This window comes from Colwellia sp. 75C3 (assembly GCF_002836255.1).
Taxonomy (GTDB): domain Bacteria; phylum Pseudomonadota; class Gammaproteobacteria; order Enterobacterales; family Alteromonadaceae; genus Colwellia.
On the sequence record NZ_PJAU01000031.1, the window covers coordinates 407,245 to 419,405 of the forward strand.

General features: G+C 36.7%; 11 protein-coding genes. 2 read left to right on the forward strand and 9 right to left on the reverse strand.

Annotated elements, in window-relative coordinates; all coding sequences use genetic code 11:
* Positions 1 to 161: 161 nt before the first annotated feature.
* The 7 genes from CXF85_RS01845 to murI form a co-directional block, all read right to left on the reverse strand.
* The gene (locus tag CXF85_RS01845) at positions 162 to 1,097 is read right to left on the reverse strand and encodes an AEC family transporter (RefSeq protein ID WP_101226814.1); all 936 of its coding nucleotides are present in this window, start codon (positions 1,095 to 1,097) and stop codon (positions 162 to 164) included.
* A 35-nt stretch (positions 1,098 to 1,132) separates the two neighbouring features.
* Positions 1,133 to 1,579, reverse strand: a complete 447-nt coding sequence (gene ruvX, locus CXF85_RS01850) for a Holliday junction resolvase RuvX (RefSeq protein WP_101226815.1) — start codon at positions 1,577 to 1,579, stop codon at positions 1,133 to 1,135.
* Between the two features lie 91 nt (positions 1,580 to 1,670).
* On the reverse strand, positions 1,671 to 2,315 hold the full coding sequence (locus tag CXF85_RS01855; RefSeq protein ID WP_198555454.1) for a YqgE/AlgH family protein: 645 nt from the start codon (positions 2,313 to 2,315) through the stop codon (positions 1,671 to 1,673).
* A 97-nt stretch (positions 2,316 to 2,412) separates the two neighbouring features.
* Positions 2,413 to 3,375, reverse strand: a complete 963-nt coding sequence (gshB, locus tag CXF85_RS01860) for a glutathione synthase (RefSeq protein WP_101226817.1) — start codon at positions 3,373 to 3,375, stop codon at positions 2,413 to 2,415.
* A gap of 138 nt (positions 3,376 to 3,513) precedes the next feature.
* Positions 3,514 to 4,248 carry a 16S rRNA (uracil(1498)-N(3))-methyltransferase gene (rsmE, locus tag CXF85_RS01865; protein WP_101226818.1) on the reverse strand — a complete coding sequence of 245 codons (735 nt, stop codon included), beginning with the start codon at positions 4,246 to 4,248 and terminating at the stop codon, positions 3,514 to 3,516.
* A gap of 312 nt (positions 4,249 to 4,560) precedes the next feature.
* On the reverse strand, positions 4,561 to 5,748 hold the full coding sequence (metK, locus tag CXF85_RS01870) for a methionine adenosyltransferase (protein WP_101226819.1): 1,188 nt from the start codon (positions 5,746 to 5,748) through the stop codon (positions 4,561 to 4,563).
* Between the two features lie 180 nt (positions 5,749 to 5,928).
* The gene (gene murI / locus CXF85_RS01875) at positions 5,929 to 6,780 is read right to left on the reverse strand and encodes a glutamate racemase (protein WP_332870680.1); all 852 of its coding nucleotides are present in this window, start codon (positions 6,778 to 6,780) and stop codon (positions 5,929 to 5,931) included.
* Positions 6,781 to 6,967: 187 nt separating this feature from the next.
* Between murI and CXF85_RS01880 the strand changes: the two genes are divergently transcribed.
* Together CXF85_RS01880 and CXF85_RS01885 are read left to right on the forward strand one after the other, a co-directional pair.
* The gene (locus tag CXF85_RS01880; protein WP_101226821.1) at positions 6,968 to 8,317 is read left to right on the forward strand and encodes an MFS transporter; all 1,350 of its coding nucleotides are present in this window, start codon (positions 6,968 to 6,970) and stop codon (positions 8,315 to 8,317) included.
* 91 nt (positions 8,318 to 8,408) lie between these two features.
* Positions 8,409 to 9,125: a hypothetical protein gene (locus CXF85_RS01885; RefSeq protein ID WP_101226822.1), complete on the forward strand. Its 717-nt coding sequence runs from the start codon at positions 8,409 to 8,411 to the stop codon at positions 9,123 to 9,125.
* A 61-nt stretch (positions 9,126 to 9,186) separates the two neighbouring features.
* Here the strand turns inward: CXF85_RS01885 and CXF85_RS01890 are convergent, their stop codons facing one another.
* Positions 9,187 to 10,704, reverse strand: a complete 1,518-nt coding sequence (locus CXF85_RS01890) for a sensor domain-containing diguanylate cyclase (protein WP_101226823.1) — start codon at positions 10,702 to 10,704, stop codon at positions 9,187 to 9,189.
* A 220-nt stretch (positions 10,705 to 10,924) separates the two neighbouring features.
* Complete coding sequence (locus CXF85_RS01895) at positions 10,925 to 12,151, reverse strand: GAF domain-containing sensor histidine kinase (RefSeq protein WP_232771039.1); 1,227 nt, start codon at positions 12,149 to 12,151, stop codon at positions 10,925 to 10,927.
* Between the last annotated feature and the right edge of the window lie 10 nt (positions 12,152 to 12,161).

A 12,161-nucleotide genomic window follows, 5' to 3' on the forward strand; every position in this document is an offset into this window, starting at 1 on the left:
TATTTATCTCATTGAAATACAAACTAGTTTTTAGTGTAATCTCAATGAGTTAAAAGTCAATTTATTATCAGAAAGTGAACTCAAGGGCAGTTAAGTTTTTGATATTACTTTCACTGTCGTTCGTTCATTTGCTAGGTAGGCAAGGCTGAGTATATGCTTCTTTATACAAATAAGAATAACCACAGAGGGATAGTGATCATGCTTAACAATGTTGTCATCACAACAGTTCCAGCAACAGTTTGTTGTTCTTGCTGATGTGTTTTAGCAATTAAGTATGCATTCACTCCTGTTGGACAAGCACTCAATATAACGAGCACAGTTACGCTAAGTGGTGACAGCTGGAACAATACTTGGCTTGTTAGTAACACTAAAGCCGGCAATAAAACTAACTTGGTTAAGCTGGCTATGCCAATGGCAAAAAGCTTATCGCGTACGTGATAATAAGCAAGTGAAGCGCCTAAGATGAATAACGCTAAGGTGATCGCTGGTTTACCCATTAACATTAAGCCATCAGCTAATATCGAGGGTAATTCAATCCCTAGTAAGTTAACGACTAAACCTGTTGAAATACTAACAACTAATGGATTTTTAACGTTCTGCTTGATAATTTCTTTACCGTTAAAAGAATTTTCTTCATTGGCACTAAAGCTTGATATGGCACTTGTTAAGGTAAATAACAGGACACTATGAAAAGTAATAATTAAGAATATTATGCCAAGGACTTGTTCACCAAATAAGGTTAATAAGATAGGTAAGCCAATAATTACTGTATTGGAATAGCTTGCACCTAAAGAAAAAACTGCTGAGCCAGCCGTTGATGAAGTTTTTTTTCTCTCGATGAGAAAATAATGGCTCAACCATGCTATGCAATAACAGCATAATACCGGTAAGTAAAAAGCCGCAAATAACGCGGGACTAATTTGCTCAGTGAAATTAGCCTGCGCCATTTGATAAAATAAAAAAGCGGGAATACTAAGATAAAAAGTAAATTTACTTAACGCATCGATTTGAGCGCGATTAAGCCATTGGCTTTTTGCACAAAAAAAACCTAATAATGCCACTAAGATAAGTGGCATTATGATAGAGATTATACTCATGGTACCTCAAAAATCAGCTGGGATTTTAAATAGTTTTAGTTATACTGTTGCTCAAAAAAGCTTTCAATAATCAACCTTGCTGATTCCGCATCTATATTATCTTTTTTTAAGTTCTTATAACCACCGCGAGCAAATAACTGCTCTTTGGCATCTGCAGTAGTGAGTCGTTCATCTTGAAATTCTACTGTTATACCAAAACGACCATTAATTCGGTTACCGAATTTCTTGGCATCTAGGGTAAGTTGTTGCTCACTACCGTCCATATTGAGTGGTAAACCAACGACAATAAAATCAGGTTGCCATTCTTTTAGGTATTTAGCTAAATTGTCCCAATGGGGGATACCGTCGGTCGCTTTTACCGAGCCAAGTGGTGTCGCACTACCTGTCATTTCTTGACCTACAGCAACGCCAATATATTTTTTACCAAAATCGAAGCCTATAACGGTACGTTGGCCAATAGGTGATTTAGTTTTAGTCGACATCTTTTTCCTTGGAGTGTAATCAATGTAGTGGTATTTATGACCACTACATTTAAGATAGTATTTTAGCTAGTAGAGATGAAAAGGGCAGTAGTTAAGCATGGCCAATATCTGAAGATAAATGGGCTAGATCAATACCTAACTTCTCTGTCGCTTTTTTCCAGCGTAGTTCTATTGGTGTATTAAAAAGAATATCACTGTCTGCAGGCGTGGTAAGCCATGAATTGGCTTGCAGCTCTTGCTCAAGCTGACCTGGGCCCCAGCCAGCGTAACCTAGGGTAACCATAAATTGTTCAGGTGCTTTTTCAGTGCCTAATGCCATTAGGATATCTTTTGAAGTAGTGATCATTAACTCTTTATTCAATACTAACGAACTACTCCAGCCTGTTTGTGAACTATGTAAAACAAAGCCTCGCTGTTGAGCAATAGGACCACCGGTGAGTACTAACTGTTCTAAGCTATTGGTAATATCAGTGAGAGAATTATCAGCTAAGCCAATGCTCTTACTTTTTTCCGTTAAGCCACTGTTTGAAGTCTCACTCCCGTTGTCAGATTTTTCATCTTCTTCGGGGTCTATTTGCTTAAGCAAGTCAGACAAGGTGATGTTAACGGGCAAATTGATGATTAAACCCATAGCACCGTCTTCATTGTGTTCACAAATATAGGTGACCGTTTTATTAAAATAGGGATCACCAAGAGAAGGCATGGCAATCAAAAATTGGTTCTCTAAACTATTCATCGACAGTGAATCTCCAATGTTAAGCTCGCTTGTTAACTTTGATTTGGATTCTTGTTTTAGTTCTGATTTTTGTAATTTTGCCATGCAATTCCAACTATTATTTTTTGATGTTATCTTCAATAGCATCCATCAACTTGCCGCTAATGTTTATTGGATAAGCTGCTTCAATTTCACGAATACAGGTAGGACTCGTTACATTGATTTCAGTTACTTTATCACCAATCACATCAAGACCTACAAAGTATAGACCACGCTTTTTCAATTCAGGAGCAATAGCATCAGCAATCGCTTTATCACTGACACTTAACGGGCGAGCAACACCACGTCCACCAGCAGCTAAATTACCACGAGTTTCACCTTGAGCAGGTATACGCGCTAAACAATAAGGCATAGGCTCGCCATTAACAATGAGGATACGCTTATCACCATCAGCAATCTCAGGCATAAACTCTTGTACCATGGCATATTGTTCGCCATTGTTCGTTAAGGTTTCTATAATTACGCCAACATTCGCGTCATCAGCTTTTATGCGGAATATTGAAGCGCCACCCATGCCATCAAGAGGCTTAATAATAACGTCTTGCTGCTTTTTGTGAAATTCACGAATTTTGTCACTGCTACGAGTCACCAAAGTTTTAGGGGTGAATTCGCTAAACCATGCAGTAAAGAGCTTTTCATTACAATCACGTAAACTTGACGGCTTATTTACAATGAGTGTGCCTGCTTCTTCAGCACGTTCTAACATGTAGGTTGCGTAAATAAACTCAGTATCAAAAGGAGGATCTTTACGCATCAATACCGCATCTAATTCACTTACCGCTATATCTTGTGGATCAGACAATTCATACCAGTGCTCACTATCATCAAAGACTTTAACCTTGTGTGTTGTCGCGTGACATTCACCTTGTTCAAGATATAAATCCTTCATTTCCATGTAGTAAAGTTCATAGCCACGCTTCTGAGCTTCTAGCATCATCGCCATTGATGAATCTTTTGCTACTTTAACTTGTGAAATAGGATCCATTACTATGCCGAGCTTTATTACTTTATTTGTAGTCATTTTTAATCCTGTTCAATGTTGATTCTTAACGCTGTTGTTGAAAGGCGTAATTTCATTTAATGTCTAGTTATCTTGTGTTTATCTTATAATTAGCTGTTATTAATTTTTACGATTTAGTTGAGATAAACAGTAATAAATTTACTGTAAATCACCAAAGCGACATTGCAATGCGGTAATTGCCGTTAATGCGGCTGTTTCTGTACGCAATACTCTTGGCCCTAATAACACATCTTGAAAATCGGCGTCGTTTGCTTTAGAAATTTCGTCATCAGTTAAACCACCTTCCGGCCCAACTAATAATCTAACACGAGTATTTTCCATTGGTAAACTCATAATGGAATGCTGAGCTTTTGGGTGTAAATTAATTTTTAAAGCGCTAGTTTCCTGTTTTAACCAATCAGCTAAGAGCATCGGCTCTGCAACAACGGGTACGCTTGCACGGCCACTCTGCTCACAGGCACTAATGACTATTTTTTGCCATTGTTGAAGCTTCTTCTCAAGACGCTCGGCATTTAGCTTTACCCCACAACGTTCCGTAAATAATGGCGTGATAGTATTAACGCCAAGCTCAACGGATTTTTGTAAGGTGAAATCCATTCTATCGCCACGAGATATACCTTGACCTAAATGAATATTGAGAGGCGACTCGTTATCAACAGCTTCTTTAGTTAATATTTCAGCGTAAGCTTGTTTTTTACTCACATCGATTAGTTTAGCCTGATATTGAAACGCTTCTTCACCATTAAAAAGAACGACTTCATCACCTTCTTTTAAACGTAATACTCTAATCAAGTGACCGAAAGCATCGTCAGATAATTTCACGGATTCATGTAAAGTAAAAATACTTGCTTGATAAATTCTAGGATTGGACATTATGCGGAAAAATAAATAAGGGTAAGTAGTAACAACATAGGGGCATCGACACTAAAAAACAATGCTAAGAGCAATTCCATTACATTATTACTCAGTTGTGCGGGTTAAAATATTTCAAGGCGACGTTGCTCTCAATTCCAATAACCCGTTATTGGTCAATCAAGCGTCTACTCCTGAATTATTTTTCGTGTGCACAACAAGTCCATAAACTCAGCATTACCTTAGGCTCAAATTATAGACATAAAAAAACCGCTATTATTTAAACAAAAATAGCGGCTTTAAGTAATTACTTTCTTAAGCTAATCTTGGCGTTTAAATACCGGCAGCTTTACGTAAATCATCTGCTTTATCTGTTTTTTCCCAGCTGAAGGCTGTAAACGTATCATCACCAACAGTCATTTCAAATGGTTCACGACCAAAGTGACCATATGCAGCAGTTTGCTGATACATAGGGTGTAATAGGTCTAACATTTTAGTGATACCGTATGGACGTAAGTCAAAGTTTTCACGTACGATTTCAACTAGTTTCTCTTCAGAAATCTTTCCAGTACCAAATGTATCAATTGAGATTGATGTCGGCTCAGCAACACCAATTGCATAGGAAATTTGAATTTCACAACGGTCAGCTAAACCGGCAGCAACAATGTTTTTAGCAACATAACGACCAGCATAAGCGGCACTACGGTCAACTTTAGATGGATCTTTACCAGAGAAAGCACCACCACCGTGACGAGCCATGCCGCCATAAGTATCAACAATAATCTTACGACCTGTTAAACCACAATCACCTACCGGACCACCGATAACAAAACGGCCAGTTGGGTTGATATGATACTTAGTATCTTCAGTTAACAATTCTGCAGGTAATACATGCTTGATAATGTTTTCCATTACCGCACTAACCAAGTCTTCTTGTTTGATTTCAGGATTGTGCTGAGTAGAAAGTACAACCGTATCAATCGCTACTGGCTTGTTATCTTCATAGATAAAGGTCACCTGCGATTTAGCATCAGGACGTAACCATGGTAAAATACCAGATTTACGTGCTTGTGCTTGGCGCTCAACTAAACGGTGTGAATAGTATAGTGGTGCAGGCATTAACGTAGGGGTTTCGTTGGTTGCATAACCAAACATTAAACCTTGATCACCAGCACCTTGTTCTTCAGGGTTACTGCGATCTACGCCTTGCGCTATTTCAGGTGATTGTTGGCCAATCAAATTCATGATGCCACAAGTTTCGCCATCAAAACCAACATCTGATGAGGTATAGCCTATTTCACTTATCACATTACGGGTAAGTTTTTCTAAATCAACCCAAGCGGTAGTTGAAACTTCACCAGAAATGATTGCAACACCAGTTTTTACCATCGTTTCACAAGCAACACGGGCATTTTTATCTTTAGCGATAATAGCATCTAAAACCGCATCAGAAATTTGATCGGCAATTTTATCAGGATGACCTTCAGAAACAGACTCGGAAGTAAAAAAGTGTCTAGACATAAATCCTCAGAAAAATTTGAGTTATACAAAATAATGGTGCGATTCTACACCTGTTGAAAACAACTTTCTAGCTTTTTTACGCCTAGACGGCTAAACGTCTCTAATTATTTTGATTTTTATTGAACTAGCGTAAAGTTTTTGGAGGATTTAACCGGTATCTACTACAACCGAGGAAATTAATTATGGCGCTAACGCATGTAAAATAAGTGGCTCTTGCCATAATTGGCTAAAGATTTTTTCTTGCTCTTTGGTCTCAAGCGAACTGAAAAATTGACTTTGCCCTTGTTGCTCTTTGCTCGCATCTAGCTTTTGTTCAAGTAATATCTTGGTTAACTGCACCGTTACTGGGGCTGCTGTTTCTATAATGTTTACTTGTTGACCAGCAATAATGCTGATTTGTTGTTGAACAAAAGGATAGTGGGTACAACCAAGTACTAAGGTATCAATGCCTTCATCAATTAAAGGAACGATATATTGTCTTAGCAAGGCATTACATGCTTGGCTGTTTTGTTTGCCTTGTTCAATAAATTCGACCAAACCAGGACAAGGTTGAATGAGTACTTGTGCGCCATTATGATGTAAATCAATTAAGTCTTTAAAGCGTTGATTTTCACTGGTTGCTTGTGTTGCTAATATCGCTACTTTTTTACTAATGCTTTGTTTCGCGGCAGGCTTGATTGCGGGTTCTACACCAATGATTGGGATGTTAACTTGTGCTCTAAGTTGTTCAATGGCATTAACTGTGGCGGTATTACAAGCGATTACTATAGCTTTAACGCCTTTAGCAATGAGTTGTTTTGCAATAAAATTCACTCGTTCAATAATAAAAGCAACAGACTTTTCACCATAAGGCGAATGGAGGCTATCAGCAATATAAATGATATTTTCATGGGGTAGCTGTTGGGCAATGCACTTTGCAATAGAGAGCCCACCTACGCCAGAGTCAAAGACCCCAATTGGGGCTGAGTTATCAGCGATTACCGACTTAAATTCTGCTTTATTCTTTTGCTTGTTTTCTTGATTAGTAATGATCGTTGCTCTGCTACATTAAAATAGGTTGTTCTTGGCAAATTGTATTGCTTTTATCAGCCTAAAAGCAATATAATTAATTATGTAAAGTTTTTTACTTACAAAGTGTGTTTTAAAAGTTTTTATTCACAAGGTATTGTCTCTGTTTACTTTAGCTTATTTCTAACGTGACAGCGGAGAAAGGAAATATATGTCAAATATAGTCTCATCAAAACGTTTTAAACAATTCCCACAACTAATGTGGATTTTGCTCTTTGGTTCATTTATTACGCGTGGCAGTTATTACATGGTATGGCCATTTCTGGCGGTCATTCTTTATGAAAAATTTGCTTTATCTGCCACTCATGTAGGACTTATTCTCTCAAGTGCTGCCGTTATTTCTGTTTTAGTGAGTTTTGTTGGTAGCGCGCTATCAGATCGCATTGGTCGTCATCAATTAATGTACGCCAGTGGCATTTTATATATCATTTCTTTTTCGTTATTAGCACAGGTAAACTCTATAGCTGGTTATGCCTTAGTGATAACGTTATGTTCTATTGCTACTGCTTTATGGCGACCACTAACCTCGGCATTAATCGGCGATATCATTAAAGATAAAGGCACCCGTGAGCTTGCCATGCAGTCATTATACTTTGTTGTTAATGTTGGTTGTGCTGTTGGTCCTATGTTAGGACTTTGGATGGGACTGACAGGAGAGCAATCAAGTTTTTATATTACCGCAGGGGCGTTTGCCTTTTTATTAGTGCTTTTATGGTGGGGTTTTAATCAACATAACAAACTTGATAAAGAGAAGGTGGTTAAAGCCCAACAAATATCTACTGAGATGATGGATGTGGATATTACTACAGCCTCAGTAGAAACCGGTTCACAAGCTCAATCTAAGCCTCAGCCTAAACCTCAAGAGAAGGTTACAACGAAAGGTGGTGGGGTTAATCAAATTATTAAGGTGTTAGTTGCAGATAAGTTATTACAGTGTCTTATTCTGGCTAATATTTTATGCATGTTCATTTATGCCCAAATGGATAGCTCGCTTATACAATACTTAACGCGTGCTGAAGTACCTGATCTTCTCCAACTTATTTCATCGATGATTTTTACCAATGCACTCGTCATAATCTCAACACAATTTCTATTATTAAAGTTAATGGCAAACTTATCATTAATTAGCCGAATACAAGTAGGGCTAGTATTGTTGATGTGTTCACAAATTTGGTTAGCGCTTAATCCGTTAACACTTTTTTGGGGATGGATAGGAGCGATTGTAGTGATGAGCTTAGCTGAAACGATTCTTTTCCCTACCATGAATGTTCACATTGACCGTTTAGCACCTGAGCATCTTCGCGGCGCGTACTTTGGTGCTGCTTCGTTTTATGAGTTTGGCTATGCTATAGCACCATTAGGCGGTGGTATTATTCTCGACCAACTTGGCGGAACTTGGTTATTCCTCATTACTGCAGCGTTAACGTCAGTCGTTATTTATCTTTATAGCGTATTGGATAGCCTACCTAGACCAGACTTTGTTGAAGTTAAAATATTATAACGCTCTACTTGAATATACTCGTTTCAGGAAGCCTGAGCGAATCAGATTAAGCCGAATGCTTAACTATGAATAAATAAGGAATAAGGGAAAAATGAAGCAACACATGCAGACAATGATTGATTTATTGACGTCAAATGACTTTGACGCTTTGCTTCAACATTTTTCAATTTCTAGCGAGCCTGAGAACATAGCGCAGTTGGCTTTTCTATACCTACAAGGGCAAAAAAGTATTATTAAATTTGGCTTTTATCAACAAATAGCAACAAAATGGATAGATAAAAAAGGCTTACCACTCGCCCTTATTTCGGAATTTAAAAGCAGTGATTTATTAAATTTCTTTACTCCTGTATTGCAGTTAGAGGGTAACTTTAATAAAACGAATGACCGACAACGAAACGTATTACATTATTTATTAGCTGGCGATCAATCACGGGTAACGAATGTAGAACCACCATTTAATTATTTACGATCTATGATGTTATTTGAACGTAATGAATCGTTATGTAATGCGCTATGTCAACGTGATAGCCAAAACTTCACCCCAGTTGAAGTCTATTTATATTCCAATAAAAATTTATCAATATTAGCCACTCACGAGTTAAGTGCTTTGTTTGCCTTAATCGAAATTGAAAGCAAACAGCAAGTTATAGATGAGGCTAACTATCAATTGATAACTCAAAACGTTGCAAAAATATGCCGTAGTCAAGTTCAGTTGGTTAATATTGAGTTACAACGGTTACTGTTGATTGCTACTTATTATAAAAAACCGATTCAAGAAATTATCAATGACATGAATATCATAAGTTAGCTTAAGAAAAATAGGCTTAGTTCTGTTGATACCTGAATTAATAACTAATAGCGAAGTAAGATTAGCCTTTGGTAATAGCTCTATTTCGTCCTTGCTCTTTAGCTTGATAGAGCGCTTCATCGGCAAGCTCAAAAAATGGCATATATTGCTGCTGTCCATCGAGAATAAAGCTATGGATACCAATGCTGATAGTGACCGAGTCATTAATATCAGACTCTCTATGTGGTATTTTTAAATCAGCTATTATTTTGATTAAATTATTAGCAACAGCTTGAGCATTATCTTTATTTGTGTTTTTTAATACCACAACAAATTCTTCGCCACCGTAACGTGCAACAAAATCCGTCTCCTCATGTAAGTTTTTCCGCAATGTTTGCGCAATTAAATAGAGGGCTTCATCTCCCTTAGCATGACCATAACTATCATTATATTTTTTGAAATAATCGACATCACAGATCATCATTGAAATATTTAACCCTAAGTTACTGGTATTGAGTGATTTTTTCATATGAGTATCAAAAGCCCTTCGGTTAGGGATTTTGGTTAAACTGTCTGTTTGGCTGATATGTTGTAGACGTATATTATGAGATGTTAGTTGCTGCTCTTTCGATTCCACACTGTCTAAAAGTCTGTCGATTAAATTAAATAATGTGCCCAGTTCATCTTTTCTTTTGCTATAAAATCGAATTGAATGGTCATTGTTTTTAACTATCGCGGTAACCCTTTTATCTGCTCGTAATATGGGACGAATTATAAAGTAATGAAAGAATATGAATAACATAAAGAGTGTTAATAAAAAAAGCATTGAACTGGTAATGGTCGATTGATTTAACCAACTTGTTGAAAACTGTCTTATGGGCGCTTTATAAGTAAATTTAATGCCGCCGTTGCCTGTTATAAGCGGAATAACGTCATATATTTCACCTTTTTTAGTGCGGTAAGAGTTTTTTATAAAGACATTTTTTGAAGTGAGTTTTACCATGCTTTTAAGGTTTGGCTGAATAAGCTCTACGGTAAAATCGATGCCTGCTCTTTGCTGTAAATCAGTGAGCACTTGCTCATCAAAAAAACGCCAAAATAGCATAGTGCCATTAGCACTTCCCGTTAAATTTGATTTAAAAATACTGGTCGCAGCAAAAAGTATAATTTTTTCATTTAAAAAGGTAAACCCTACTTGAGAAACGGGCTTATTATTGTTTTTACTAATTAAAGCATCTGAAATTAAAATATTTTTCTTAACAAATGACGAGGGGTTATCAAAAGGTGGAAATGTTAATGGACTCCAGTTATTAATATCCCATGCTTGGTGCCACACTGTTTTTGCTTGTTTATCATAAATATTAATACCATTAATGCCTAAGCTTTTATAGGTATCAATAACAAAGTTACTCTCAGTAAATTCAGTGTTCTTATTATTTATAAAGTGATAAGTCTCATCCCAGACGGCATTATCATAATTTATAACCCCATACTCTTTACTTTTTGAGGTAAAAGCCATTTTTATACGGCTAATATCTTTTTCATCTGATGAGGCTTCTAGTGCGTATAATTGTGGGAGTTGAATGTAGTGAAGGGACATTACCTTTATAAAAGCCACAAATAGAATCAGCAAAAAATAAAAAATGATGAGTTTAGTTTTTAATGAGCTTATAAACAAAGTAATTGCCTGATTTATAGGTGCTAAAAATTAAGTTGGAGTTTAATCGTGACTATAAATAAGCGTAGTTGTAGTTAATGAAAATAGCTAAAACAAGAACTCAATCTCAAAACTAAGTGGTAGCACGGAGAGTCAATATGACTTAATTTTTAACTGCAGAAGTTGTTGCTTTGGGTAAGCTTAAAATGAAGTGCACACCGCCAGATGAGTTCACGATAGATATTTCTCCGTGTAACTGTTGAGTTATGATTCGTTTAGCAATACTTAAACCAACGCCACTACTGCCTATAGCGCGGCTGGTTGTATAAAAAGGGCTGAATATTTTATTATATTCAGCGCTATCAATTCCTTTACCATTATCTTTGTAGTGCAACTTTATGACATTACTGTAATTTATTAGCTCAATTCGTATTTCTGGATCCTTTGTTTCAGCTAAGCCATGTTCGAGTGAGTTTTTACAAAGTATAAGTAACACTTGCTGGAGTAATTCAGGCACGATAAAAGCATCAGTATGTTCGTTATGCTGTTGTTTGATTTTGTATTTTATATTATGGGTATTTAGCATCTTTTTATAGCTATCAAAAATGCTGTTTACTAATGGGTACAGCTCTATTTTTTTAGCTGACTTTGCGTTATCACTTATTAATAAACTTTGTAAGGTACTGACTTTTTCAGCTGCATTGTTAAAGCTGTTGGTAAGTAACTTTACACTTTGCTTAATTGTATTAAGGCTATTTATGAGTGTTGTTTGATTGAGCGACTTACAGTCTAATTTTTTTTGGATAGCTTCAATACTGGACTCTATGATGCCAACTGTCGTGATTCCTATACCTAATGGTGTATTCATTTCATGAGAAAGCCCACGGATTAATATGGATAGCTCTTCAAGTTGTTGCTTTTCTTCTGCAAGATGCTGTTGATGTAATAGTTTTAATTGAACTTCAAAACTTTGCTTTATCGTTTCCAGTAGTTCAATGGTTGTTTCTGAAAAGACATGTTCCTTATTATCTAAAATACAGACAGTACCAAAGGGAGTCTCTTCATCATCAACTATCGGTAGCCCAAGATAGGCGATCATATTAAGTTCTAAATCAGGATTTTTATTCCAGTTCTCGTCAGCAAGGGCATTGGGTATATTTAGTGTTTTTTGTGATTTTATTACCTCTTCACAGTAAAGCCCCGAGCCATTTAAGTGCTCAGAGTCACCAATTTGGTAGGGATTTTGACTATTTTCGTTTTTGCTAAAAACACTAAGATTATCTTGTTCCATTTTCATAACCAATGCTACAGGTACAGAGGCCAGCTTAGCTACCACGGCAAGCGTTTTGTTCCAACTTTCTATCAACTCATCATGCTTGTGATAATACAAAATTTATCCT